The sequence below is a fragment of the Amycolatopsis sp. NPDC051758 genome, assembly GCF_044453095.1.
In the GTDB taxonomy this organism is placed as follows: Bacteria; Actinomycetota; Actinomycetes; order Mycobacteriales; family Pseudonocardiaceae; genus Amycolatopsis.
Genome location: NZ_JBITCJ010000004.1, coordinates 18,480 through 44,620, shown reverse-complemented (window position 1 = coordinate 44,620; position 26,141 = coordinate 18,480). Strand labels below are relative to the sequence as shown.

Below are 26,141 nucleotides of genomic sequence, written 5' to 3'. Positions count from 1 at the left end.
GGTATGCAAGCGAGAGAGGAACTCGTATGGCCACCGCGCCCCGCCGGACCAGGAGTGACGCGCTCCGGAACCGGGCCCGCCTCCTGGAGGTCGCCGCGCAGGCGTTCGCCGAGGACGGCCTCGACACCGCGCCGGCGGCGATCGCCCAGCGGGCCGGGGTCGGCGTCGGCACGCTCTACCGGCACTTCCCGACCCGGGAAGCCCTGGTCGAAGCCGCTTACCAGCACCAGCTCGCCCGGGTGTGCGAGACGGTCGCCGAGCTGGTCGCCCGGCACCCGGCCGCCGAGGCCACCCGCCGGTGGGTGGCCCACTTCCTCGACTACGCCGCGGCCAAGAGCGGCATGTCCGCGGCGCTCGACGCCGTCGTCGCCTCCGGAGCCGATCCGTTCGCCGACAGCCTGACGCTGCTCACCGGCGCGGTCGGCACCCTGCTCGACGCCGGCGCCCGGGACGGCACCTTGCGCACCGACCTCACGCCGGACCTCGTGCTGCTGCTCATGGGCGGTATCGCCTACTCGGTCCGGCACGGCACGCCGGCCCAGGCCGGCCGGCTCGTCGACCTGCTGATGGACACGTTGACCAAGGACGTGGCCGCGCGCCCGGCGGGGAGTGACGGCGAGGCGGACCTACCATGACCGCATGGTGAGGGATGCCGGCTCCGCGCCGACCGCTGCCGGTCTGACCAGTCGCGAAGTCATCTTGAACGCGGCGCGCACCCTCGTCGGCGAAAAGGGTTACGACGGCATGGCCATCTCGGAGCTGTGCACGCAGTCCGGCCTCCCGCCCAGCTCGATCTACTACCACTTCGGCAGCAAGCTCGGTGTCCTGGCGGCGCTGCTCGAGCGCACCTTCGACGAGCTGCACGCGTTGTTCCCCAACCCGTCCTCGTTCGACGACCTGGCGCCGCTGGAGCGGCTCGAAGCGTGGTTCTCGGCGGCCTGCAGTTCGCTCGACCGCCGGCCGGACTACCTCCGGCTCCTGGTCGCCATCAGCGTGGGCCCGCAGAAGGACGCCGAGGCCGTCCAGGTGACCGTGCGCCGCATCCGCGACTACGCGCACGCGTCCTGGGTGGACGCGCTCACCCCGATCTTCGCGCCGAACGGCGGCAAGAACAACGAGGCCCTCGTCCGGCAGCTGGCCGTCCTGGGGTGCGCGTTGACGGACGGCCTTTCGGTGACCAACAGCTTCGACGACATGAGTTACAGCTCGCAGGTCGTCCCGTTCGTCGCCCTGATCCGGGGGCTGGCGGAGCACCGGGGCGGCACGGCGCATCGTGGCGGGACGACGTAGAGACTGACCGTTCTATCTGCTACTCTTCGTCTGATGGTGCACAACGCTCGAGGCCAGGTGTCCGAAGCGCGGTCGAGGTTGCTCGCGACGGCCACCCGGATCTTTTACGCGGAGGGTCTGCACTCCGTGGGGATCGACCGGGTGGTCGCGGAGGCGAAGGTCACCCGCGCCACGCTGTACCGGCACTTTCCCAGCAAGGACGACCTTGTTGTCGCCTACCTGCAGGGTGTCCACGAGATGGAGCGCGAAGGGGTCGACAAGGCGCTCGCCAGCGGCCTTTCGGCGGCCGACATCCTGCGTGCCATCGCCAAGTCGATCACCGAAGGCATCCGGTCGGCGCACTTCCGCGGCTGCGCGTTCCTCAACGCGGTGGCGGAGTACCCGGACCCCGAGCATCCCGTGCACAAAACCGTCCTCGCGCACCGCGAGTGGTTCCTGCGCACCATCACGGACCTGCTCGCGCAGGTCGGGAAAACGCCGCCGGGCCTCGCGGGCCGGCACTTCGTGATGCTCCGGGACGGCGCGATGGCGGCGGGCTGCCTGTCGGACCCGGCCGAGGTCTCCGACACGTTCCTCCAGGGAGTCGACGGGATCCTGCAGTTCCGCATCAACTCCGCGGCAAAGTAGCGCTTGGCGGACGGCCGTTGCAGTGTGCGGTGTAATGAACGCTCCATATGTCAGGTATTCGCCCCGGCCACCTGAAAGAGCCGGACGTGGGGCCGTCCCCGTCGGCCGTCCGTTGCCGGCCGACGGCAGTCAGACGTAAGAATTGAGATAGAACGTTCGGTCTTGACAAGTCGGGAACCGGCGGACATGCTCAAATGAGATAGAACGTTCGGTCTTATTGAGCGCATCCGCACTCTCCTGCCCGACTTCGAAAGGGATCATCGTGACCACCGTTGACACACCCACCGCCGGCGGAATCGCACCGGCGCTGCGCCGGCTGTACTTCGTGCGGTTCGCGTTCGCCATCGTCTGGGCGGTGCTGCTGTTCGTCACCTCCAAGTCGGCGGTCGGGCCGATCGGCGTCGTCCTGGTTGTGCTCTACCCGCTGTTCGACGTCGCCGCCGCGGTGGTGGACGCTCGTTCGTCCCGCGCCACGGGGACGGCTCGCGGGCTGTACGTGAACATCGCGATCAGCCTGCTCGCGGGCATCGGCATCGCGATCGCCAGTGCCTCCGGGGTGCCGGCGGTGCTGCGGGTCTGGGGTGCCTGGGCCATCGTCGCCGGTCTCGTGCAGCTGATCGTGGCCCTCGGCCGGCGCAAGCTGGGCGGCCAGTGGCCGATGATCCTCAGTGGCGGCATCTCGGTGCTGGCCGGCGCGAACTTCGTCATCGGCGCTTCCGCGGCGAACCCGTCGCTCGCCAACGTGGCCGGCTACGCCGTGCTCGGTGGCATCTTCTTCCTCGTCTCGGCGATCCGCCTCGGCCGCGCCGCCAAGGGGAACTGACATGACCACGTACGACGTTGTGGTCATCGGCGCGGGCCCGGTGGGGGAGAACCTCGCCGACCGGGTCGTCCAGGGCGGGCTTACTGCCGCCATCGTCGAACGGGAACTGGTCGGCGGCGAGTGCTCCTACTGGGCGTGCATGCCGACCAAGGCGCTGCTGCGAAGCGGGGCGGCCCTGCGCGCCGCCCGGCAGGTGCCCGGCGCCCGGGAAGCCGTGACCGGTGAGCTGGACGTGGCGGCGGTGCTGCGCCGGCGTGACTCCTTCGCCTCGGACTGGCACGACGACGGCCAGGTGTCCTGGCTCGAGTCGGCGGGCATTCCGCTGTACCGCGGCCACGGCCGGATCAGCTCCGCGCGGGTCGTCGAGGTGACCGGCGCCGACGGCACCGTCACGACGCTGACCGCACGGCACGCGGTTGTCGTCGCCACCGGCAGCGGCGCCCTGGTCCCGGACATCGACGGCCTCCGCGAGGCCGCGCCGTGGACCAGCCGGGAAACCGTTGCGGCGAAGGAGATCCCCGGCCGGCTCGCCATCATCGGCGGTGGGGTCGTGGCCTCGGAGATGGCAACCGCGTTCAGCGAACTCGGGTCGTCGGTGACGATGCTGGCCCGGGACGGCGTGCTGCACCTGGCGGAGCCGTTCGTCGGCGAGCGGGTCGCGAAGTCGTTGCAGGACAAGGGTGTTTCGGTACGCGTCGGCGCCGAAGCCGGAGCGGTGAAGCGCAACGAAGACGGCACAGTGTCCATCACGCTGACCACCGGCGAGCAGCTCGACGCCGACGAACTGCTCGTCGCGATCGGCCGGACGCCGAACACCCAGGACATCGGCCTGGGGACCATCGGCCTCGAGCCGGGTGCCTGGCTCACGGTCGACAACACGATGCGAGTCGCCGGAGCGGACGGTTGGCTCTACGCCGCCGGCGACGTCAACCGGCGTGTGCTGCTCACGCACCAGGGCAAGTACCAGGCGCGTGCCGCCGGCGACGTCATCGTGGCCCGCGCGAAGGGCGAAGCCGTCGAGGACGGCGAATGGGGCCGGCACGCGGCGACCGCCGACGAACGCGCGGTGCCGCAGGTGGTCTTCACCGAACCGGAGATCTCGTCGGTGGGCCTGACCGCGGCCAACGCCGAGGCCGCCGGGCTGCGGATCCGCGTGGTCGACTACGACCTCGCCGCCACCGCCGGGTCCGCCGTGCACGCCGAGGGCTACCAGGGACACGCGCGGATGGTCGTCGACGAGGACCGGAAGGTGATCGTCGGATTCACCCTCGTCGGACCCGACGTCGCGGAAATGCTGCACGCGGCGACGATCGCCGTGGTCGGCGAGGTGCCGCTGGACCGCCTCTGGCACGCGGTCCCGGCATTCCCGACCGTCAGCGAAGTGTGGCTGCGGCTGCTCGAAGCCTACGGCCGCTGATCCGTCCGGCTGGTGTCCCGGCCGACCGGGACACCAGCGCGCGTCCTTCCCCGGAATGGGTCCTCCGTCATGACTGTCGAAGACACAACCACCACGGTCGGGACGTGCACCCGGATCTCAAGGTCGCTGACCATTTCCCGCCAGCTCCGGCACCTGGAAGAACTGGGTCTCATCAAACGCCTCCAGACGGCCGACGACGGCCGGGCTTCCTGACCGGGGTGGCAGGCTCGGCCTAGGCCGGTGCCCGGTACCGGCTCGCCACCTCCGCCGCGGTCAGGACCCGGTTCCACACCTGGACGTCGTCGATGCTGCCGGGCCAGAAGTCGCTGTGGTTACCGCCGGAAACAGCGCGGCCGATCGCGAGCGGGCCGGGTGCGGCGTCGCCGGCAGGTTGGTTCCACGTCTTGGTCTGAGCCACGCCGTCGACGTAGAGGATGTAGCTGCCGGCGTCGGCGTCGTGCACGCCGACCAGCTGGTACCAGCGCCCGGGTTCGGGGGCGACGTCCGACAGCGCCCGGCCCGCACTGGTCGAGAACGCCAGGCGGTTGTCGGCCGCGGAGTACTGGAGGTAGAAGGCGCTGCTCGGATCACCGTCCTGGCTGACCGCCGTCGCCCACGAACCCGTGCGGTCCAGCCGGACCCAGGCGCCGACCGAGAAGTTGCCGGTGGTGTCCAGGACCGGCGCGCTCGTCTGCGCGTACTGACCTGAACCGTCGAGCTGAAGGGCGGTGCCGGTCACGCCCGGGACCCACCCGGGGGCGCCGGTCGTGGTGACGTCGTGGGTTCCCGCGCTGTCGTGGGCGGTGGTGCCGCTGCCTTCGTCGAGAGCCCAGGCGCCCACCGGATCATGCTGGCCGGCCGGGTGCGCGACCTGCAGGTCCTGCTGCTGGTGCGTGTTCTCCGTGCGTCCGGCGGGCCCGCGGTAGGACGCGGTCGCGGTGAGGGCCGCGGCGCTGCCCGGCGCGGCGTCCGGCGGCGCGTTCAGCGTGAACGTCCAGGTCCGTGCCTGACCGGGCGGGATCGCCGCGGCGGGCCGGCCGGCCGGGGTGACCGACCAGCCGTCCGGCACCGCGAGACTCAATCGCGGGGAGATGAGCGGGCTCTGCGTTGTGTTGCGCACCGTGACGTCGAGCGGTGTGCTCCGGCTGACCGTGACAACACCGTTGGCGTTGGCGGGCCCGACGTCGATCCGGGCGTCCGGGCTCGAAGGCGTCCAGGACTGGAACTCGGTGACGCCGACAAAGGCGCCTGGCGGGTTGGTGAACACGAGCCGGACCTTGCTGGTGGTCAGGCTCGGGAAGGTGATGCGGTTGACGCCGTTGCCGACCGGGCCCGCCGGCGCACGGACCTGACCGGGAACCTCTTGCCAGGCCGAGCCGGTCCAGTACTGGAGACGGTAGGCCGCCGCGGGTTTGACCCCACCACCGTCGTCGTAGCCGTGCCAGCGGATGTCGCCGACCGCTGTGGGCGCGCCGAAATCGACGCCGTAGAAGTCGCTCGGGTTCGGCGAAGCGTAGTTGGTCCACCGTGTGTTCTCGGGAACTTCGTTGTACCAGACCTTGCCGTCGAGGGCGTTCCACGCGTTGTCGTTGGGGAAGGTGTAGGAGGTGATCGGCCGCGGATAGCCGGTGCGCAACGGGTTGGCGGCGTCGTTGACGAGGTTGTCGGGCCGCGGGAGCACGGTGCGGCCGACGTTGATGGTGGTGTTGCGCAGAGTCGCGGAGCTCTGGACGAGCCGTCCGTCGACGTAGAGCCGCATCCCGGCGCCCTGTCCGTAGTGCTTGCCGTCGCGGTCCCACAGCACGGTGACGTTGTGCCCGTGGTACGGCACGTTTTCGGCCGCGAAGTGGTCCCATGTGGACGGTGTCAGTGGCCGGACCTGCAGCGTGTCCCCGGTTTGCGGGCGCAGGCCGAGGAGTCCGGACAGGACCAGATCGGTGTAGGTGGAGTGGTTGTAGTCCTCGCTGTGGTTGCGGCCGTCGTAGATCCAGGCGTCCCGGTCCGGGTCGTGCGCCTCGGCGACGTAGGGCTTGCCGTCCTTGGTCTGGGTCCGGGCGTAGGTGGCTAGGGCCGCGGCGTAGTCGTCCCGGGAGATCGAGCCCTGCGCCGGGTAGTCGTCCAGCAGGTTCGCGAGCCCGGTCAGGGTCTGGGAAGTGGCGAAGGGCCAGCTCGGCCCGTCCCACCGGCAGCAGTTGCCGGCATCCTTCATGAAGAACGGACTGCGGCGCTCCGCCGTGGTCGGGCCGTAGGCGCTCGCGAACCCGTTGGGGTCGAGCAGCTGCGACCAAGCCGCGGTGTCCCCGGTGCCGGCGGCCCCGAACATCCACGGGACGAACCCGATCTGCTCCCGGCTGCCGGACAACCGGTGGCTCGGGTTGTCGTCCCGGGCCATGGCGTAGTAGAAGCCGCGTTCCGGGTCCCACAGCCATTTCTGCAGGGCGGCCTTGAGCTGCGCGGCCCGCTGAGCGTACTCGGCGGCGAGCCGGCGATCACCGACCGAGTCCGCGATCCGGCTGATCGCGACGGCGTCGCCGTACTGGTAGGAGTTGAGCGTCGGCCGGTACCCGGCGCCGCCGTGGTAGGGATTGGGTGACTCGTAGGACGAGGCGGAGAACTCCATGGCGTCCCAGACGGGCACCGACCAGTAGAGGCCCAGATCCGCGTTGAACTGCTTGTCCCAGCCGCGATATTGGCGCACGAGCGACGGAAGCAGCTCCCGCAACGGCGCGAAATCCCCGGTCACCTGGGCTTGGCCGTAGGCGGAAGTGGCCAGCCACACGCTGTATTCATGCGCCCAGTCGGTGGTGTCGGGGTTGACGTCTTCGGTGGCGGGCTTGGCCCCGGCGCCGGGGCCGGTGAGCCAGAACTTGAGGTAGTCCTGGCCGTAACCCGGATCGCGCAGCCAGCGCCCTTCGGTCAGCTGGTGCCCGGTGGCCGCATTGATCGCCTGATAGGGCGCGGCGTACCCGCAGCAGTCGAGGAACTCCGTCGAGATCCAGCCGTCGGTCGGGTTGGTGTAGCGCAGGTGTTCCTTGAAGACGCGCCACCGGTAGTAGTAGACGCTCTGCATGGTGGTGTCGGGCAGATCCACGAAGGGGATGTTCGTTTCGTACCAGGCAGGATCGGCGAAGCCGGCGAGGTAGGAGCCGTGGTCGAGGAAGTGCGTCCCAGCCGCCGTGGTGTGCTCACCCGCGTTCGCAACGCCGGTGAGCGCGATCTGCGCGGCGAGGCCGACCACGGCCAGCCACGCGATCACGCCGCGTCGGGTACGTCTCCAGGACAGCCGCCCGTGCATCGAGCCTCCCGCGAGGGTTTACAACGTTGTAAAACACAGACTCCACCACTATCGCTCAGGATCGCTCAAAAGGGAACCCGCAAGGCGGTGATCAGCTCGGCCGGACCTCATCCTGGGCGCGGCGCTCAGCGCGGGCTGCCGCACGACGGCGCGGCGTACGCCTCGTGTCGCCACGGACGTGAGTTCGCACTCCGTTTCAGTGCGGACACGGTGACGGCGTCGATCTGGCCGCTGTTGGCCGACGGTCTGCTGACGATCGCGACGGTCGAGCTGGGGAAGACCCGCCGCGGCGGCGGCGGTGGGTCGGGCCGGTGCGGTGGCGGCCTGCTCGCCGCTGGTGCTGCTGGTGGCGGTCGAGTTGCCGAACGGTGCGTTGAAGCAACGGTCTCGCGAGACTGGCTCCGAGACCGCGAGCGCCCGCCGCGAGACGTGGTGCGGCGGTCTACCGCACAGCGTTGTACGGCAAGCCAAAGACAGCTTACGGGCCGGCTGTCGCTTGACGATCCCGCAGCAGCGCGCTCACGCACAGCAGGCCTACCATCGTCAATCCGAAGCTGACCAGCCCGAGCACTACTGCGATGGCGACGTGCAGTGCTGCGCCGACGGCGATGGCCCATCCGCGAGTCCGGTCGCCCGCGAAGGCGGACACGGCCAACAGCGCTTCGGCCACCATTGCACCCCAAGTCATCGCCGGCACCGCGCCTTCGAGCAAAGCCGCCATCGAAGGCGTCGCCCCGAAGTAGGGGTCTTGCAGGACGTAGTGCATCGCCTGACCCTCACGCCACGCCGCCTCGACGAGTTTGGTCACCAGTGCTTGCAAGTAAACCGAGGCGACCAGCGCGCGCACCATGAGATGGCCCGCCGCGGCCGCACCGCGCCATCGAGGGGGCATCGGTGCCGGTGGTTTCGCCCAGTGCCACGTCCGATCGTCGCCGAGCAGGATCGGTATCAGCAGCAAGGCGGCTATCTTCACGATCTGCTCGCCGCCGTTGGGTGTCACCAAGGCTGCGCCGAGACTGAACGCGATGTACCAGTGCGGGACGCACGTCCATCGCGGCCGGTAGCCGATGACCACCGTGGCCAGCACGACGATCGCGAGGTACCGCGCCACTTCCGGCCATCCGCTGCCGGACCCCAGGCACCACAGGGAGACCATCCGCAAGCCGCCGCAACGTTCGTCGAGCCCGGGAAACAGGTCGTGGTCGGAAGTGAACACCAGGGTGAGCAGTTCGCCCAATGCGAGCAGTGACCGGCCTGCTCCGAGAGTCACCGTTCTGGGCTCGAAAGTGAGCAGACCTTTCAACACTTCAGGTCGACCGAAGCCACACGCCGGATCTGCCGCGCTTCACCGGCCGAAGCGTGTTCGAGTGCCAGGATAAAATGTCCGCAAGCCTGCGGCAGTTTGCTGGGAACCGTCGTGACGGGTGTTGATTCGAGTAGTTGTGCGCATGGCCGGACGTTGTCGGCGACGCAGTCATGCCACGTGGCGGACGGAATTCCCTGCACGGTGGAGCGCAATCGCGCGTAATCGCCATAGACCGAACGGTTCAGTCCCCACTGGCGCTCGACCGCCGGCGAGAGCAGCGGTACGAGCAGTTCTCCTGATAATCGGTATGCCACAACGTATTCGCGATCGCTCTCCCCGGTGTAGAAGTGCCACCGGATCGGCCACAGGAGCTCCGCGACATCCTGCCGGGAGCGGATCGCTTTGCCCACTGTGCTTTCCGGCAGGTAGGTCACTGACAGGACCGAGACGAACACGAGCAAGGCGGCAGCGGTGAAGCCGAATCCGCGTCTGGCCATGTCCGCGTCGGACTGTGTCACCTGATGGGAGGCGGATCGTCGGCTTGGGTGAATTCGGTCGATGCGGGATGTGGATCTACGGGGCCGGTGCCGGAGCCGGGCAATAACAGCACCAGCACTACCAGAAGTCCGAGAAGCCCGCCTAGCGCGCAGTAAAGTTTCAAGTCCCCTCCTCTCTGGCGACGCATGTGATTAACAGACAAGCCTACGGATTTTACGGTGTCAATACGCCATCACGACGAGATTTACGTGGTAGAGATGCTTGGGGGTGGTCGATCGTGCGCTACGCGGTGCTCGGATCACTGGAACTGCGCGCCGCGGGCACGGTGGTGCCCCTCGGTGGCGAACGTCAGCGCAAACTGCTCGCGGTGCTGCTGCTCAGCGCGAACTCGGTGGTTCCCCACGGCCGGCTGATCGACGAGCTGTGGCCCGATCCGCCGCCCACCGCGCGGCGGCAGGTCGCCAACGCGGCCGCCGGCGTCCGGCGGGTGGTCGGCGATTGCCTGGTCACCACGCCGCACGGCTACCTCGTCCGCGCCTCCGACGACGAGCTGGACCTGGCGGTCTTCCGGGCGCTGGTCGGCAACGCGGTGTCCCAGCCACCGGAGGCGGCGGCGAGGCTGCTGGGCGACGCGTTGAAGCTGTGGCGTGGGCCGCTGCTCGACGGCCTCGACTCCCCGATGATCAACGCCGTCCGCAGCGGCCTGGCCGAACAGCGGCTGACCGCCGTGGAGCGTTATGCCGAGGCGGCGGCTGAGGTCGCCGACGTCGAGGCGGTCATCGGCGAACTTGTCGCCTTGGTCGCGGAGTACCCGCTGCGGGAATCGCTGCGAGCGACGTTGATGCGGGCCTTGCGCCGCGTCGGTAGGCACGCCGACGCGCTCGAGGTCTTCGAGCAGGGGCATCGGCTGCTCGCCGAGCAGCTGGGCGTCGACCCCGGCCCCGTGCTGCGCGCGGCGCACGACGAGGTCCTGCGGGCGGATCAGGACCAGGATCCGGGTCCGGCGCGGCCGAGCACGGTCCTGCCGCCGGAGAACGTGCACTTCGTCGGCCGCACCGCGGTCATCGGCCGAGTGCTGTCGCTGGTGTCTTCGGCTCCGTCCAGTCATGCGCCGGTGATCGTGCTGGAAGGCATGGGCGGCGTCGGCAAGACGTCCCTGGCGGTCCGGGTCGCCGATCTCATGCGTGACCGTTACCCGGACGGAGTCCGGTTCGTGGATCTGCGAGGGTTCACCGAGGGCGAGCCCCCGATGCCGGTCCATGTCGCGCTCGAGACCCTGCTCTGGCAAAGCGGCATGCCCGCGAATCGAGTTGCCGCGGAGCCCGCGGCCAGGCTCGGGCAGTGGCGTAAGGCCGCCGAAGGCAAGCGGCTGCTCCTGGTGCTGGACAACGTCGCCAGTGCGGCACAGGCCCGGCCCCTCCTGACCGGCGTTCCCGGCTCGCTCGTGCTGGTCACCAGCAGGCGGCATCTCGTGGACATGGACGACGCCGTCCCGGTGCCCGTCGATGTGCTGGAACCGCCGGAGGCGGCCGAGCTCTTCCGCCGGATCGCCGCCGACGGACGGGTGGAAGCAGAACCGGGAGCGACCGAAGCCGTGGTGCGGCTCTGCGGTCACCTGCCACTCGCCCTCCGGATCGCCGCGGCCCGCTTCCGCCGCCGCCCGGGGTGGACGATGGCCTACCTGGCCGAACAGCTGAGCGATCGTCGGGGCCGCGACCGCACCTTCACCGGCGACGACGATGGTGTGTCCGCCACGATCACGCTGTCCTACCGGGACCTGCCACCCCGGAGGCAGCGCATATTCCGGCTGCTCGGCGTCGTGCCGGGACCTGACTTCGACACCCGCGCCGTGGCGGCGATGGCGGCCGTGCCGCCGGCCGAGGCACGTGACGCTCTCGAGTCGCTGTTCGAGCGCAGCCTCGTCCTCGAACGTGGACCGGATCGCTATGCCCTCCACGACCTGGTCCGGGACTACGTACGGGCCAGATCGGCCGACGAGGACACCGAGGCCGGCCTTCGAGCGGCCTTCGGACGTTTGGCCGGCTACTACGCGTGGTTCGCCAAGACGCAGTGTGCCGCGCTGGCCGCGGGCAGGCCGATGCCTCGCATCGACCTCGACGAGACGGTGGGCCCGGTAACGGAGCCGGTGAACCCCGCCGAGGCGATCGCCCGTCTGCGCACCGACTACGCCAACCTGGTTGCCGCGACCGAACACGCGAGTGAGCGGGGCTGGTGGGAGCACACCTGGCAGCTGCCCTGCCTGCTGTTGCCGTACTTCATTTCGATCGGCCAGCGGACCGGTGTCGGCGCGCTGGCGGAACGGGCGGTCTCCGCCGCGCGTCACCTGCGGAATCCGCGCGCCGAAGCGTACGCCCTGCTCACCAGCGCCTTCGCCTTGGGCGAGCAGGGGCGGCACGAACAGGTGCGCGAGCTGATCGAGTCGGCAGTCCGGCTCAGCGAAGCGGGCGGCGACCTCGCGACCGCCGCGGTGGCGCGCCGGGACCTGGGCGGGTCCGCACTGGAGGCGGGCAGGCTCGACGAGGCCGAGCAACAGTTTCTCGAGGCCCGACAACTGGCTGATGCCGCGGGCGACAAGGACTGCGCAGTCGGCGCGACCGGAGATCTTGCGCTCACGCTGGCCCAGGCCGGCCGCCACGGCGAAGCCCGGCTTCTGTTCGAGGCGGCCCTGCGGCACCACCGAAGCGAGAAGGCGGTGGGAAGGGAAGCCGTCACACTGATCAACTTGGGCTGGCTGCATCATCTGGACGGTGACGACACTTCGGGGCTGGCCGCGTTGCAGCGAGCGTTGCCGCTGAGCCGGGCCGCCGGGTACATCCGGGCCGAGGTCACCGCGTTGGCCTGGCTGGCGGTCACCCACCGCCGGCTGGGCAATCTCGGCGAAGCGATCGCCGCCGGGTTGCAGGCGTGCGAGGCCGCCGGGAAGTCGGAGATGCAGGAATCCGAGTGCGAGGCCCTCAACGGCCTCGGGGAGGCTTACGTTGCCGCGGGCAGGTCCGTGGACGCGGTACCTGTCTTCGAGCGTGCGGAGCGGATCGCTTCGACCGGTGACCTGCCGATGGCACTGGCGCGGGCGTGGGAGGGGCTCGCTCACGTTGCGGCAGGTCAGGGTGACCACGAACAGGCCGCCCGCCTCTGGGAACGTGCGTTGAACGTCTATCCGCGGACCACTCCGGACGCGGACCAGCCGCGGGCGCACCTCGCGGCGCCGGGCGACCCGGACGCGCGGTGTACCCGCTGCCAGGCGCGGCCGGCCGAGGTCCGTCCTCCGGCCGAGCAGCACTGACCGCGATCCGCCTTCGGATATCGGACGGATGTCGTTCCGATGCAGCCCGCTGGAAGGGTCGCCGTAGCAGCGTGCAACACGAAAAGCAAAGGACAGGATCGAATGATCAGCCAGTGAAATCAATCGTCGACGACGTAAGTCTGTGCACACTTTCGGGCAGGACGATCCCGGGATCTTGACCCCCCACTGGTGCCGCCGCGATGCTGATGTGGCCAAGGGGGGCGTGAATGTCAGTGCGCCGGTCGGCATTCTTGTCACAACGGGACAATGGGGGTGGGTTGCTGGTGAGCGGCGCTGGGGTTGACGCGGAACGGGAAGACGCCGACAAAACATTCGAGCCGGAGATGGTGACCGTGGTGCTCGCCGATGAGCAGCCGGTCGTTCGAAACGGGCTGCGGGCGATGCTGTCGAGATCGCGGAACGTCACCGTCGCCGCCGAGGCGGCGACGGCACACGATGCACTGAGACTGGCGGTGCTGCACCGGCCCGACGTGCTCGTCGTGGACATCGAACTGCTCGGCCTGGGGGTCGGCGCCCGGATCCGGGAGGTCCTGCGCGGGACACCGTCGACGGCGGTTCTCGTGTTCACTGCCGTCGACGACGAAGAAACCATGGTGTCGGCGATGCGTGCCGGCGCTCGGGGCTACCTGCTCAAGCACAGTTCCGACGACGGTGTTCTGCTTGCCGTGCGGGGACTGGCCATGGGTGAGGCGGTGCTGGGGCCGAGCGTCGCGGACCGGATCGTCAACCGGATCGACAACTGCCAGGAGCGGCACGGAGTGCTGTTCCCCGACCTGACCACGCGTGAGCGTGAGGTGCTCGAGCTCATGGTGCTGGGCATGCGCAACGGCACCATCGCGGCCAACCTCCGGCTGTCCCCCAAGACGGTGGCCAACCACGTGTCCCGGATCTTCGGCAAGCTCCAGGTCGCGGATCGGGCCGAGGCGATCGGACTGTGGCTGGGCAGCAGCGGATCGGCGGTACCGACCGGGTAGCCACCCGGTTGCGGACCCGGTCATGACAGTGCGTGGTAGTGATCGGCGATCGTGTTGTACAGCGCCTGGCACCCCTGGACCAGCAGCCGGTCCGGTGTCGACTCCTGCGGCGCGTGGCTGATCCCCCCGGTGCTCGGGACGAACAGCATGCCGGTGGGCACGTGACCGCTGAGCACACTGGCGTCGTGGCCGGCATAGCTCATCAGCCGTACGGTCAGCGGGCTGGTGCGCGAGCACGCCGCTTCCACCAGGTCGCACAGGTGCGGGTCGAACCGGGTCACCGGCTTGTGGGAGATCCGCTCGATCGTCGCGGTGCACCGCTCCTCACCGACGATCCGCGTCACCAGCGCGCCCAGTTCGGCCCCGGCCCCGGCCAGCGACTCCTCACCGCCCGCCCGGAATTCGACGACCATGGTGGCCGCGCCGGGGATCACGTTGGGGGAGCCCGGGCGCAGTTCGAGGCAGCCGACGTTGGCGACCATGCCGGGGTCGAGGCCGAGCGCCACAGCACGCACTCCGGCCAGCACGCGGGCGGCGCCCCGGGCCGCGTCCGACCGGGCGTCCATGGGCGTGGTGCCCGCGTGGTTCGCGGCGCCGCACACCTCGATCCGGTACCGGTCGATCCCGACGATCCCGTCGACCGCAGCGAGTTCGAGTCCGGAGTTCTCCAACCGCGGCCCCTGCTCGATGTGGAGTTCGAGGTAGCCGCTGATCTGCCGGATGTGCTCGCTCGCGCACAGCGCCGTTGATCCGATCAGCCCACCCGGCGAGTCGGGAGAGGCGCCCTCCTCGTCCCAGAAGCTCACGATCTCGATCAGGTCGGCCGCAGGGTGGCCGCTTTCGTGCAGCGTGCGCAGCGCTTCCAAGGCCGCCAGCACACCGAGGGCGCCGTCCAGCCGGCCACCCGCGGGCACCGTGTCGGTGTGCGAACCGACCAGCAGCCACGGTCCCGGTCCGGCGTGGGTCCGGCCGAACACGTTGCCGATCTTGTCGGTGTACGCGTGCAGGCCGGCATGTTCGATGCGCCGGGCGAGCCAGGCCCTGGCCTCGCGGTCGGCCGCGGAGCCCGCGACCCGGTCGACCCCGCCGTCCGGGCGGCCGCCGAACGACGCCAGCGTGTCCAGATCGCCGAGCAGGCGCTCGGCGTGGACCGTGTCACCGGCCGGACGTGTCGTGGTGCGAACCTGATTACTCATTGCTGCCGCCTTCGGTGCCGGAGACCGGCTTGTTCTTGTCGGGTACCGCCTGGTCGATCACCACGGCCAGCTCGCGCAACGTCGGTGCGTCGAACAGGGCGCGCAGTGGCAGATCGATGTCGAATTCCTCTTGGAGCCGCATGTGCACCTCGATGGCGTAGAGCGAATGGCCGCCGAGGTGGAAGAAGTTGTCCTGACGGCCGATGCGGTCGAGGTCGAGGACGTCTTCCCAGATGCCGGCCAGGATTTCCTCGGCCGGCGTCAGGACGACGCCGGGTTCGTCCGTCGCAAGTGGACGCTCGGTCTCGGCCGGGAGCGCGGCCGGCCCGCCGCCGGCGCTCAGATCGAGCCTCCCGGCGGCGGCGCGTTCGACGACGTCCAGGAATCCGGCCACGATGCGCTGGGCGGTGTCGTCGGTGAACAGCGCCACGGGATACAGCAGGCTGCCGCAGTAGGACCCGTCCCGCTGTTCGCCGAGGTGCAGCGCGAGGTCGACCTTGGCCACCTGTCGATCGGCCCGGACCGGCTCGGCGAGGACGTCGCCGAAGCGGAGCTCGCCACCGCCGTACGGCTCCAGTTCGAACTGCACCTGGAACAGCGGGTTGCGGGCCGGGTCGCGGTCCGGCCGCAGTGCCTCGACGACCGATTGGAACGGCAGGTCCTGGTTGGCGAACGCCGCGAGCGCGCTGTCGCGGACGTGGCGGATCACGCTGCCGAAGGTCCGGCTCGTGGTCAGATCAGCGCGCAGCACGACGCTGTTCAAGAACGGGCCGACCAGGTTCTCCAGGGCGGGGAGCGGCCGGCCGGCGACGGTGGTGCCGAGCACGATGTCGCGCTGCCCGGTGCGTTCGGCCAGCAGCACGGTGAAGGCGGCCAGCATGGTCATGAACGGCGTCGCCGCCTCGGCCCGGCCGATCTCCGACAGCGCCCGGGCGAGCGGGGCCGGCACCCGGAACTCGACGGCCGCCCCGGTGTTCCCGGCTTCCGGCGAGCGAGGCCGGTCGGTCGGTAGTTCGAGCGGAACCGCACCCCGGAGTCGTTCACGCCAGAACTCGAGCTGGGCCGCTGCCTCTTCGGAGCGCAACCATTGCTGTTCCCATACGGCGAAGTCGGCGAACCGCACCGGCAGCGGGGGAAGCGGCCGATGCGCATAGAGTTCGCCGAGTTCGTGCACGATCACCTCGATCGACCGCGCGTCGCAGGCCATGTGGTGCATGGCCAGCACCAGCACGTGGTCGGCCTCGCCGATCCGGGCCAGCGTGGCGCGCAGCGGCGGCTCTTCGTCCAGGGAGAAGCCTCGGCTGGAGACCTGCGTGACGAACTCGGCGATGTCGTGGCGCACGTGCTCGGCGTCCACTCTGGACAGTTCGATGACCTCCGGCGGGTCGATCACCTGCACGATCCGGCCGTCGCGGACGGCGTACCGGGTGCGCAGCGCCTCGTGCCGGGTCACCAGCTCGTGGACGGCGTCCGCGAGCGACTCGACATCGAGTGGCCCCCGCAACCGGGCGGCGACGGTGACCAGGTACTCGGGCTGGTCCGGTCGCAGCCGGTTCAGGAAAGCCAGGCGCTGCTGACCCGAGGAGGCGGGCGGCGGCACGTCCCGCGGCGCGGCCGGGATGACCACCCGCCGGGTGGTCGTCGCCGTCTCCACCGCCCGGGCGATCCGCTCGACGGTGGACGCCTCGAACAGCAGCCGGACCGGCAGCTCGGTGGACAGCTCGGCCCGCAGCCGGGCGGCGGCGCGGACGGCGAGCAGGGAATGGCCGCCCAGCCGGAAGAAATCGTCATGCAGGCCGATCCGGTCCAGCCCGAGGACCGCGGCGACGATCTCCGCCACCCGGCGTTCGGTCGTGCTCCGTGGCTCGACGTAGGCGCCCTCCGCCTCCGGTTCCGCGGTGGGCAGTGCCGGGCGGTCGACCTTGCCGCCGGTCGTCCGCGGGAGCTCGGCCAGCGGAACGAACCGCGCGGGCACCGCCGTGCTTGGCAGCAGCGAAGCAGCGAAGTCACGCATGGCCGCCGGCGCGATGCCCGCCGGCTCGTAGTAGGCGACCAGGAACGTGTCGCCCAGCCGGTCCGTGCGGGCGGCGACCGCCACGCCGGTCACACCGGGATGCCGGCTCAGCGCCGACTCGACCTCACCGAGCTCGATCCGCACGCCGCCGACCTTCACCTGGTCGTCCAGCCGGCCGAGGAACTCGAGGTGACCGTCGGGCAGCCAGCGAACCTGGTCGCCGGTGCGATACAGCCGGTCACCGTCGCCGAACCGGTCGGGCACGAACCGCTCGGCGGTGAGCGCCGCACGGCCGAGGTAACCGCGGGCCAGCCCCGGGCCGCCCACGTACAGCTCGCCGGGAACGCCGACCGGGACCGGGTTGCCGCGAGCGTCGAGCACGTAGACCCGGACGTTGTCGATCGGGGCTCCGATGGCCACCCGGTCACCCTTGGTGTACGGCCAGGACGTGACGTCGATCGTGCACTCGGTCGGCCCGTACAGGTTGTGCAGCTCGGCATCGAGCAGCTCGGTCACGCGGTCGCCCAGCTCGGCGGTCAGTCGCTCGCCGCCCGCGAAGACCAGCCGCAGCGACGTGCAACCGGGCAGGCCCGGTTCTTCGACGAGCAGCCGGAGCATCGAGGGCACCACCTGCAGGACGGTCGCCCGGTGGTCGGCCACGGCCCGCACGAGCGCCGCCGGATCACGCTCCACGTCCGGTGCCGCGGTGACCAACGTCGCGCCCGTGATGAGCGGCGCCCACAGTTCCCAGCCGGCGGCGTCGAAGGTCAGGGCGGTTTTGTGCAGCACCCGGTCGGACGGCCGCAGGTGCCGTGCGCCCCACAGCGCGCGGTTGACCATGCCCTGGTGGGTGATCAGGGTTCCCTTGGGTTCGCCGGTGGAGCCCGAGGTGTACAGGACGTACAACAGGCTGTCCGGACCGGCGCCGGTGCTGGGCGGCTCGGCGGCGAACTGCGTCTCGTCCGGCCTCACCAGCCGGATACCGCCGGGCAGCCGGCCGGCCGACGCCGGGTGGCCGAGCACCACGGACACCCCGGCCTCTCCGAGCGCGCGTGCCGTCCGCTCCTCCGGCTGATCGAGGTCGACCGGCAGGTAGGCGGCGCCGGCCTTGAGCACGGCCAGCAGACCGACCACGAGGCCGGTGTCCCGCGGCAGGCACACACCGACCGGCGTTTCCAGGCCGGCGCCGAGCACGCGCAGCTGCTGGGCCAGCGCGTTGGCCCGCTGGTCGAGCTGCCGGTAGCTCAGCTCGCCGGACGGACCCGCGACCGCGAGCGCGTCCGGCGTCCGTGCCGCGTGCTGCGCGATCAGCTCGTGGACACAGGCCTCGGGCCGGGGCACCGCGGTCCGGTTCCACTCCACCAGAACCTGGTTGCGAGTGTCGCCGGTGAGCAGCGGGAGATCGCCGATCGCGCGGTCGGGCTCCGCGGCCGCCGCGGCGAGCAGCTGCGTCAGATCCGCGGCGAACCGCGCGATCGTGGCGGCCTCGAACAGGCCGGCCGCGTAGGTGATCAGCCCGGTCAGGCCACCGCCGATCGCTTCGGTCAGCTCGATGGACAGATCGAACGCCGGGCTGTCGGCCGGCATCGGCTCCCGCTCGGCCCGCACGCCGCGCAGGTCGAGGCACGGCCGGTCGCCGGCGACGTAGCTGACCATGATCTGGAACAACGGGTTCCGGGACAGGTCTCGCTCCGGTGCCAGCTCCTCGACGAGGCGTTCGAACGGCAGGTCCTGATGCTGGTAGGCGTCCAGGCACGCCCGCCGCACCCGGCCGACCGCCTCCCGGAAGGTCGGCTGCCCGGCCAGGTCGGCGCGAATGACCAAGGTGCTGACGAACAACCCGATCAGATCCTGGAGCTCCGGGCGGCCGCGTCCGCTCAGCGGAGTGCCGACCGAGACGTCCGCCCGGCCCGTGTAGCGCGAGAACAGCACCAAGACTGCGGTCAGCAATGTCATGTACGGCGTTGCCCGCTCCGAGCGGGCCAGTTCCGCGAGGGCACGGCTCACCGAGGAAGGGACGGTGAACCGGGCCTCGCCGCCGTCGGCCCGCCACACCGAGGGCCTCGGCCGGTCGGGCAGGAGCTCCAGCGGCTCCATGCCCGCGAGCCGGTCGCGCCAGTAGCCGAGCTGACGCTGCAGCACCGCGTCGGTCGTCGTCTCGCGTTGCCAGCCGGCGAAGTCGGCGTACTGCACGGGCAGCTCCGGCAGCTGCGCGGGCCCACCGGCCGATTCGGCCCGGTACAGCTCGCCGAGATCCCGGGTCAGCACGTCGCGGGACCGGCCGTCGTTGGCTATGTGGTGCTGCACCAGCAGCAGGACGTGCTCCTCCGGTGCGAGCCGGAACAGCGTGGCTCGCACCGGCCATTCCGCCTCGAGCCGGAACGGCCGGTCGGCGGCCTGGTCGATCAGTTCGCGCAGCCGTGACTCACGCCGGGCAGACGACAGTTCCAGCAGGTTCACCACCGCCCACTCCGGTGCGCCTGGCGGGTCGACGACCTGCTCCGGCACGCCGTCGGTGGACACGTAGCGGGTGCGCAGCACCTCGTGCCGGGACACCAGGGCGGTCAGGGCCCGCTGCAGCGCCGCCGGGTCCAGCGAGCCGGACAGCCGCCAGCCGAACGGCACGGTGTATTCGGCGCTGTCCGCGCGCACCTGCTCGACGAGCCAGAGGCGCTGCTGTCCGAACGACAGCGGAAAACCAGTCGCAGCCACAAGAACATCCCTGTCAGTACGTTGTCGGTCGGCGATCAGGCGTAGTCGATCCAGTCGGCTTGCTCGATCTCGGTGATCGTGTCCGCCAGGTCCGCCAGCGTCCGGGTCGTGCCGAAGACGGCGGCCACCTTGCTGCGGGTGCCGAGCCGCCAGTCGGCCGACGCCCCGGGCGAGGTCAGCACGGACACCCGTTCGACGTGGTCGATCCGGCGCAGCACACCCGCGTCCTTGATCGCGGTGACCCGGTCGGCGCCGGCCGGGGGAATCACGATGTACTGGAACGGGATCGGCCCGTCCGCCGGCGGTGGGTGGAGGTCGAAGTCCAGGCCCAGTGCGCATTTGACGGCCACGTCCGCGGGATCGGCGCCGCCGGAGCGCACCGCGAGGTCGTCGACCCAGCCGCCGAGCCGGCCGTTCACCTCGATGACGCGCGGGCCGTCCACGGTGAGCTTGAGCTCGGCCTGGGCGACGCCGTGCCGGATGTTCACCGCGTGAATCGCCTCGCACGCCAGCTTGGTGATCACGGCCAGCTCGGAATCGTCCACAACGGACTGCCCGCCATAGCCGCCGCGTTCCCGGAAGGGCTGGGCGAGCTGGAACCGGCTGCTGACGAACAGCGGCCGCACGATGTCGCCGGTCGCGACGCAGTCGACCGCGATGTAGTCGGCCCACGGCCAGCCGGTCGGCCGCCCGGCGAGGAACTCCTCGACGATGACGGCCTTCTCCCGCAGGTCCGCCGGTCCCGGCGTGGCGCCACCCAGCGTGCGGTCCAGCACGGCGCGGCACTCCTGCGGCGAGGAGACCAGTTCGGTATTCCGGCTGGACGCGCCGACCACCGGCTTGACGATGGCGGGGAAGGGGACCGCCGAGGTTGCCGCTTCGATTCCGGCGCGGTCGGTCACCACGTGGTGGGCCACCGTCTCGACCCCGGTCTCGGCCAGTCGTGCGCGCTGGGCGCTCTTCGTGGTGATGACGTCGATGTCGGCCACCGCATGGTTCGGCAGGCCGAGCGCGTCCGCCAGCCGGGCGGTGTGCCCGATGCAGAGCTCGCTGAAGGTCACGATGCCGGCCGGTTGCAGGCCTCGCAGCCGGTCGACGAGCGCGCCGTCCCCGGGATCGGTCAGCTCGACGACCGAGCCGACCATGGTCAGGATCGGCCGGATCTGCCGGGTGTGCTCGGAGTCGGCGACGACGAACACCACGTCGCACCCGTTGGCCGCGGCCGCTTCGGCGATCCGAGTCGGCGCGAGACTGCCGAAGTCGTACACCACCAGCAGCACCGGGTGGCCGGTCATCGCCCGGCCTCGCTGCCCACGTCCTGCCGTCGGCGCACGATCGGCGCGACGGCAGGCGCGCGGGCCGCCATCGAGTCGATCGTCGCAGCCAGCTCCGCAGCCGTCGGCGCCGCGTAGAGCGTGTGGACCGCGACGTCGAGTCCGCGTTCCTGCTGCAGCTCGAACATCACCCGCACCGCGGTGAGCGAATCGCCGCCGAGCCGGAAGAAGTCGTCGTGGACGTCGATGCGCTCGACGAACAGCGCCCTGGCCCAGATCTCGCAGATGGCCCGTTGGAGGTCGGTGGCCTCACCGGTGACGACGGTGCCTTCGGCCGGGCGGAAGCCGGCGGGATCCGGCAGCGCGGTCCGGTCGACCTTGCCGGTCGCTGCCAGCGGCAGGGCGTCGAGTGTGATGACGATGCCGGGAACCATGTGCCCAGGCAGGGTGCGGCCGAGTTCCGCGCGCAGGGTGGACACGTCGAGTCCGGGTTTCTCCGGCACGACGTAGGCGACCAGCCTGCGGTCACCCGGCTCCGGCTCGTACGGCGTGACGACCGCCGCCGCCACCTGTGGCAGGCGGATGAGCGCGTGCTCGACCTCTCCCGTCTCCACCCGGTAACCGCGGATCTTGACCTGCCCGTCGATCCGGCCGAGGAAGTCGATCGTCCCGTCCGGCAGCACCACGGCCAGATCGCCGGTGCGGTAGAGCCGGGCTCCCGGCGGGCCGAACGGGTCGGGGACGAACCGCTCGGCGGTGAGGTCCGGGCGGCCGCCATAACCGCGGGCCAGCCGGTCACCGCCGATGTGCAGCTCGCCCGCGACACCGGCCGGTACCGGCCGGCCCCGGTCGTCGAGCACGTGCACGGTCGCGCCCCCGACCGGCAAGCCGATCGGGACGGTCTCCCGCCGGACCGTGCCGGTGACGGAGTGGGCGGTGGTCCCGACGGTCGCCTCGGTCGGACCGTACGAGTTGATCAGCCGGCCGCCGAGGTGCTCGGCCCAGTGCCGGGCGGTTGCTCCCGGCAGCGCCTCGCCGCCGACGACCACGGTGGCCGCCAGGCCGCTGATCTGCCCGGTGGTCAGCTGCCGGGTCAGCAGCACCAGCTGGCTCGGCGTGAGCTTGATGAAGTCGAACGGCCCGGCCGCCACCAGGGCCGCGCCCAGCCGGCCCGGATCGGTGTCCTCGTCCAGCACATGCACGGGCTGGCCCGACAGCAGGGTCGCGTACAGCACCGGCACCATCAGGTCACAGGACACGGTGGACAGCAGCGGGGCACCGCCACTGCCGGACGCGCAGTAGTCGGCGACCGCAGTGCCCAGGTAGCGAGCCAGGGCGCCGTGCGTGATCTGCACACCCTTCGGCCGTCCCGTCGACCCGGAGGTGTAGATGACGTAGGCCAAGTTCTGCGAGTCCACTTCGGACAACGGGTCGGTCGCGGGCAGGTCGGCCAGATCGTGCCGCGCGGTGTCGAGGGTGATCACCTCGGGCCCGGCACGGCCGGTGCGTGCGGCCGACGACTGCCGGGTCAGCACCAGTGCCGCTCCGGAATCGTCCAGCATCCACCTGAGCCGCTCAGGCGGCGTGGCCGGGTCGACCGGCACGTAGGCGCCGCCCGCCTTGAGCACCGCGAGGAGGGCGACGATCAGGTCGGGCCCCGCGGGGAGGCAGACGCCCACGCGGCTTTCCGGCCGCACGCCACGGCGGCGGAGCAGATGCGCCAGCCGGTTCGCGCCGGCGTCCAGTTCGGCGAAGGTCAGCCGCGCGCGACCGTGGACGACGGCGGTGGCCGTGGGATCGGCGCGCGCTTGATCCGCGATCGCCTGGTGGACGAGCTCGGGCTCGGCACTCATGGTCATCTCCGATCGGCCGGAATCAGTCGAGGACGCTGCCGCCGCCGCGGCGCATCACCCGGGAACGCCGGTGGTCCAGGTGCACGAAGGAACGCTGCAGCCAGCGGTCCCGGCCGTCGTAGTACGGGCTGAACGCGGTGCGGCCGTGCACGATGAGGCGGTTGTCGACGATCGCCAGGTCACCGGGCTCGAGGTCGAGCCGCCGGGTGACCGACCGCAGTGCGTCGGCCAGCTCGGCCATGGCCGAGGCGGCCAGGTCGTCCGCGGGCTTGGTGCTGAAGAAGTCCACCTGCAGATCGGGGTCGTCGGGATCACCGTCGAGCACGGCGTGTTCCGCCCCGAGCGAGGCGCCGGAGCCGAACGAGGGCGGCGCCTCGGTGACGAACGCGCGGGTGCCGAGCACCTTGCGGGTCCGGTCGGACAACAAGGGGAGCGCGTCGCGCACCGACGCCACGGTGAGCGCGGCCCGGCGGTCCCGGTCGCCGCGTAGGCAGAACAGAGCGACCAGGTCGGGCCGATGCGGGTGGAAAGCGTTCTCCACGTGCATCTGCAACAGGGTCGAGCCGGCGTTGCTCTGGTCCTGCTCCCGATCGGGCACCGGCACCACGTTCTGCACCAGGGCGCCGCCCTTCTCGGGCCGGAAGGCCACCAGCTCGCCGAGATGCAGCATGGTCAGCGCCAGCATGGCCGCCGTCGGCGACGCCGCGGTCTCGGCCGAGCCGGCCACCATCGGCGTGGCCGGCAGCTCCGCCTCCCGCACCGGGAATCCGTGGATCAGCAAGGTCGCGTCCGGACCGGAATCGTGCCGGAAGTGTCGCAGCGTCTCCCGCAGTTCGATCGGCAGCCGGCACGAGGCCCGGCGTGCCGCCGCCACCCATTCCCGGTCGTCCACGAGGCCCGGGGGCGCCGCGGCGATCTCGGAGGCGAGCAGGGATATTTCGTCGGCTGCTTCACGGGCGAGTGCCAGTTCCATTTCACCACCACTGTTTCTGGGTTCTGCCGGGTCGGCCGGATGCCGGAACGTCGATCACGGATCGCTTTCGACATGTCGAGCATCGCTTGCCCGCCGCTCCGGCGGCAATGAGCAGCGTTCCCGTCCGGCCAGGAACAATTCCCGGCCCAGTCCTGGGCACGATCTCTGTCGCCCCGAGGATCGGCGGAGGCAGACTTGTTTTCTGTCAACGGATCCGGCCACGATGAAAGAGGTGCTATGCACTCGCGGAATCGCAAGCCCGCGCAGATCTGCGTCTTCTGCGGCGCAAAGAGCGGGACGTTCGACGGTTACACCGAGTTCGCCGAGCGGCTCGGCACCGAGTTGGCCCGCCAGGACATCGGTCTGGTGTACGGCGGCAGCCGCCTCGGGCTGATGGGGTCGATCGCGCAGGCGGTGCTGGCCGAGGGCGGTGCGGTCACCGGCATCATCCCGGCCCACCTCATCGAGAAGGAGAAGGCGGCCGGCGGGAACACCCAGTTGTTCGTGGTGAAGTCCATGCACGAGCGCAAGAACCTGATGTACCGGCTCAGCGATGGCTTCGTCGCGCTTCCCGGCGGCTTCGGCACGATGGACGAGCTGCTGGAGATCGCCACCTGGGCCAAGCTGAGCCTGCACACCAAGCCGATCACGGTCGCCAATGTGGACGGCTACTTCGATTCCGTACTGACCTGGTTCGACCGTGCGGTCACCGACGGCTTCGTCGGCGCCGACGAACGCGGCCTGGTGCGGAGTGCCGAGACCGTCGACGAAGTTCTCGAGCACCTGCACGCCGGGGTCGAGGCCGCCGAACTGCCGGTCTGACCGCGCCCGGTTCACCAGTGCTCCGGCATCACCGATGCCGGAGCACTGTCGTGTCACCCGGCGACCATGCGTTCGCGCAGCGTGTCCAGGCCCATCGGGCCCATGCGCAGCGCCCGCATGTGGAACTCCTTGAGGTCGAAGGACGATCCGGCCCGCGCACGGGCGTCGTCGCGCGTGGACAGCCACAGCCGCTCGCCCAGCCGGTAGGCCAGGTCGTGGGCCGGCCAGCCGAGCGAGCGGTCGAGCCCGTCCCGGACCAGGACCGGATCAGTGATCGTTCGCGTCAGCATGAACTCGAGGCCCAGGTCCGGACGCCAGCGCTCGCCCGGGTGAAAACCCGTGCCGGCAGGGATCGGCAATTCGAGATGTGCACCGAGGTCGGTGATCATCCGTGCGGTGCGGAACAGGCTTTCGTTCAGCATGCCCATCAGGTCGCCGTCGTCGGACAGGTGACCGAGATCTCGCATGAGCAGCTCGCCGTACCGCGCCCAGCCCTCGCAATGGGCGTCGACGGAGGCGAGCAGCCGCTGGTACTTGTTGAGCCGCTTCGACTCGTGCGCCGCGGTCGCGATCTGCAGGTGATGGCCGGGTACACCCTCGTGGTACACGGTGCTGGTGTCCCGCCAGGTGGTGAACCCGGACCTGTCCTGCGGCAGCGCCCACCACATCGCGCCGGCCCGGGTGAAGTCGTCCGACGGTCCGGTGTAGTACGCCCCGGAGCCGCTTCCGGGTGGCGCGAGCCGGCATTCCAGGCGCATGAGCTCGGCCGGGATCTCGAAATGGGTGTCGCTCAGCTCGGCCAGCGCGCGGTCGGACAAGTCCTGCGCCCAGTCACGGAACGCTGCCGCTCCGGTGATCCGGTACCGCGGGTCGGCGTCGAGTGCTTCGCCGACCTCGCGAACGCTCGCACCGGCCTGGATCCGGTTCGCCACCTCGGCCATTTCCGATTCGAGCCGGACGAACTCCGTCCAGGCCCACTCGTAGGCCTCCCGCAGATCCACGTCGGCGCCCAGGTACTTGCGTGCGCTGAGCCGGTAGGCGTCCGCGCCGACGGAGTCCGTCTCGGGCGCCTTCGGCAGCAACTCTTCCCGGAGGAACGCGGCCAGTTCGGTGTACGCCTGCCCGGCGCCGGCCGCGGCGGCCGCGAGCTCGGCACGGGGTGCGTCCGGCACCGCGGAACCGGCCAGGGAAAGGAAGAAGCCCGGCTCGTCGCCGGTCCCGGCCCAAGCCGCGTACTGCTCGGCCACCTTGCGCACCTGCCGAGCCGGCGCGACCTGACCTCGGGCGGCCGCGGCGCGCAGGCTTTCCCGGTAGCCGGCGAGCGCGCCGGACACCTCGGACATCCGTGCCGTGATCCTGCGCCAGTCCTCCGGTGAGCCGGTCGGCATCAGGGTGAACGCCTGCCGGACCTGCCTCGCCGGGCTCGTCTGCACGCTCAGTTCGGCTTCCATCAGGCCCAGGTCGTAGGCCTCACGGTCAACGCCGAGCCGCTCGACGAGCACGGCCTTCGCGTCCCGCTCGCCGTCGTCGGCCGGTTCCAGCCGGTCGGCCGCGCGCAGTGTCCTGGCGATCAGCCGGGCCCGTTCGGCATGGCCGTCCGGGGAGAGATCGGGCAGCAGGTGGTCGTGGTCCGGAATGCCGATCGCGGTGGCCAGCGCCGGCTGGAGCCGCGCGTAATCGTCCACATAGGAATCGCAGAGACGGTGCACCGGGGTGTCCATGCAAGAAGTATTGTCCTGCCG

17 protein-coding genes are annotated in these 26,141 nt (G+C 70.6%); 8 read left to right on the top strand and 9 right to left on the bottom strand.

The genetic code is table 11. The annotated features are described in order from the left end of the window. Window positions 1-26: 26 nt before the first annotated feature. From ACIA5G_RS19630 to ACIA5G_RS19610, 5 genes are all read left to right on the top strand, one after another. Complete coding sequence (locus tag ACIA5G_RS19630) at window positions 27-635, top strand: TetR/AcrR family transcriptional regulator (RefSeq protein WP_395925037.1); 609 nt, start codon at window positions 27-29, stop codon at window positions 633-635. 4 nt (window positions 636-639) lie between these two features. Further along, window positions 640-1,290, top strand: coding sequence for a TetR/AcrR family transcriptional regulator (locus tag ACIA5G_RS19625; protein ID WP_395925035.1), 651 nt, complete (start codon window positions 640-642; stop codon window positions 1,288-1,290). 33 nt (window positions 1,291-1,323) lie between these two features. Then, window positions 1,324-1,917, top strand: coding sequence for a TetR/AcrR family transcriptional regulator (locus ACIA5G_RS19620; protein ID WP_395925033.1), 594 nt, complete (start codon window positions 1,324-1,326; stop codon window positions 1,915-1,917). Between the two features lie 262 nt (window positions 1,918-2,179). Beyond that, entirely contained in the window at window positions 2,180-2,740 is a 561-nt protein-coding gene (locus ACIA5G_RS19615) for a hypothetical protein (protein ID WP_395925031.1), read from the top strand. Between the two features lies 1 nt (window position 2,741). Continuing rightward, complete coding sequence (locus tag ACIA5G_RS19610; RefSeq protein ID WP_395925029.1) at window positions 2,742-4,157, top strand: dihydrolipoyl dehydrogenase family protein; 1,416 nt, start codon at window positions 2,742-2,744, stop codon at window positions 4,155-4,157. 232 nt (window positions 4,158-4,389) lie between these two features. On the opposite strand, the gene ACIA5G_RS19605 is transcribed toward ACIA5G_RS19610, so the two are convergent. The 3 genes from ACIA5G_RS19605 to ACIA5G_RS19595 form a co-directional block, all read right to left on the bottom strand. Further along, window positions 4,390-7,413, bottom strand: a complete 3,024-nt coding sequence (locus ACIA5G_RS19605; RefSeq protein WP_395925027.1) for an MGH1-like glycoside hydrolase domain-containing protein — start codon at window positions 7,411-7,413, stop codon at window positions 4,390-4,392. Between the two features lie 517 nt (window positions 7,414-7,930). Continuing rightward, window positions 7,931-8,758: a sporulation-delaying protein SdpB family protein gene (locus tag ACIA5G_RS19600; protein WP_395925025.1), complete on the bottom strand. Its 828-nt coding sequence runs from the start codon at window positions 8,756-8,758 to the stop codon at window positions 7,931-7,933. Further along, window positions 8,752-9,276: a hypothetical protein gene (locus ACIA5G_RS19595; protein WP_395925023.1), complete on the bottom strand. Its 525-nt coding sequence runs from the start codon at window positions 9,274-9,276 to the stop codon at window positions 8,752-8,754. The genes ACIA5G_RS19600 and ACIA5G_RS19595 overlap by 7 nt, the downstream gene beginning before the upstream one ends. Window positions 9,277-9,533: 257 nt before the next feature. On the opposite strand from ACIA5G_RS19595, the gene ACIA5G_RS19590 reads away from it, so the two are divergent. Then, window positions 9,534-12,560 (top strand): BTAD domain-containing putative transcriptional regulator, encoded by a 3,027-nt coding sequence (locus ACIA5G_RS19590; protein WP_395925020.1) that lies wholly within the window; start codon window positions 9,534-9,536, stop codon window positions 12,558-12,560. A gap of 284 nt (window positions 12,561-12,844) precedes the next feature. Further along, on the top strand, window positions 12,845-13,555 hold the full coding sequence (locus ACIA5G_RS19585; protein WP_395925018.1) for a LuxR C-terminal-related transcriptional regulator: 711 nt from the start codon (window positions 12,845-12,847) through the stop codon (window positions 13,553-13,555). A gap of 20 nt (window positions 13,556-13,575) precedes the next feature. Here the strand turns inward: ACIA5G_RS19585 and ACIA5G_RS19580 are convergent, their stop codons facing one another. From ACIA5G_RS19580 to ACIA5G_RS19560, 5 genes are read right to left on the bottom strand one after another with little or no spacing between them, the layout of a single operon-like run. Next, window positions 13,576-14,751, bottom strand: a complete 1,176-nt coding sequence (locus ACIA5G_RS19580; protein WP_395925016.1) for a Zn-dependent hydrolase — start codon at window positions 14,749-14,751, stop codon at window positions 13,576-13,578. Then, a complete protein-coding gene (locus ACIA5G_RS19575) occupies window positions 14,744-19,477 on the bottom strand; it encodes an amino acid adenylation domain-containing protein (protein ID WP_395925014.1) in 4,734 nt (1,577 codons plus the stop codon). The genes ACIA5G_RS19580 and ACIA5G_RS19575 overlap by 8 nt, the downstream gene beginning before the upstream one ends. A 35-nt stretch (window positions 19,478-19,512) precedes the next feature. Then, window positions 19,513-20,772, bottom strand: a complete 1,260-nt coding sequence (locus ACIA5G_RS19570; RefSeq protein ID WP_395925012.1) for an acetyl-CoA carboxylase biotin carboxylase subunit family protein — start codon at window positions 20,770-20,772, stop codon at window positions 19,513-19,515. Then, complete coding sequence (locus ACIA5G_RS19565; RefSeq protein ID WP_395925010.1) at window positions 20,769-22,604, bottom strand: amino acid adenylation domain-containing protein; 1,836 nt, start codon at window positions 22,602-22,604, stop codon at window positions 20,769-20,771. Before ACIA5G_RS19565 ends, ACIA5G_RS19570 begins: the two co-directional genes overlap by 4 nt. A gap of 22 nt (window positions 22,605-22,626) precedes the next feature. Next, window positions 22,627-23,577 carry a TauD/TfdA family dioxygenase gene (locus tag ACIA5G_RS19560; protein ID WP_395925008.1) on the bottom strand — a complete coding sequence of 317 codons (951 nt, stop codon included), beginning with the start codon at window positions 23,575-23,577 and terminating at the stop codon, window positions 22,627-22,629. Between the two features lie 237 nt (window positions 23,578-23,814). On the opposite strand from ACIA5G_RS19560, the gene ACIA5G_RS19555 reads away from it, so the two are divergent. Next, window positions 23,815-24,399, top strand: coding sequence for a TIGR00730 family Rossman fold protein (locus ACIA5G_RS19555; protein ID WP_395925006.1), 585 nt, complete (start codon window positions 23,815-23,817; stop codon window positions 24,397-24,399). Between the two features lie 53 nt (window positions 24,400-24,452). Here the strand turns inward: ACIA5G_RS19555 and ACIA5G_RS19550 are convergent, their stop codons facing one another. After that, the gene (locus ACIA5G_RS19550) at window positions 24,453-26,120 is read right to left on the bottom strand and encodes a DUF885 domain-containing protein (RefSeq protein ID WP_395925004.1); all 1,668 of its coding nucleotides are present in this window, start codon (window positions 26,118-26,120) and stop codon (window positions 24,453-24,455) included. Window positions 26,121-26,141: the final 21 nt, after the last annotated feature.

Bases quoted from the DNA above. Each gene is read 5' to 3' on its own strand.
- ACIA5G_RS19630 (WP_395925037.1), top strand. From the start codon at position 27: ATGGCCACCGCGCCCCGCCGGACCAGGAGTGACGCGCTCCGGAACCGG.
- ACIA5G_RS19555 (WP_395925006.1), top strand. From the start codon at position 23,815: ATGCACTCGCGGAATCGCAAGCCCGCGCAGATCTGCGTCTTCTGCGGC.
- ACIA5G_RS19610 (WP_395925029.1), top strand. From the start codon at position 2,742: ATGACCACGTACGACGTTGTGGTCATCGGCGCGGGCCCGGTGGGGGAG.
- ACIA5G_RS19560 (WP_395925008.1), bottom strand. From the start codon at position 23,577: ATGGAACTGGCACTCGCCCGTGAAGCAGCCGACGAAATATCCCTGCTC.
- ACIA5G_RS19620 (WP_395925033.1), top strand. From the start codon at position 1,324: ATGGTGCACAACGCTCGAGGCCAGGTGTCCGAAGCGCGGTCGAGGTTG.
- ACIA5G_RS19550 (WP_395925004.1), bottom strand. From the start codon at position 26,120: ATGGACACCCCGGTGCACCGTCTCTGCGATTCCTATGTGGACGATTAC.
- ACIA5G_RS19580 (WP_395925016.1), bottom strand. From the start codon at position 14,751: ATGAGTAATCAGGTTCGCACCACGACACGTCCGGCCGGTGACACGGTC.
- ACIA5G_RS19570 (WP_395925012.1), bottom strand. From the start codon at position 20,772: ATGACCGGCCACCCGGTGCTGCTGGTGGTGTACGACTTCGGCAGTCTC.
- ACIA5G_RS19625 (WP_395925035.1), top strand. From the start codon at position 640: ATGGTGAGGGATGCCGGCTCCGCGCCGACCGCTGCCGGTCTGACCAGT.
- ACIA5G_RS19565 (WP_395925010.1), bottom strand. From the start codon at position 22,604: ATGAGTGCCGAGCCCGAGCTCGTCCACCAGGCGATCGCGGATCAAGCG.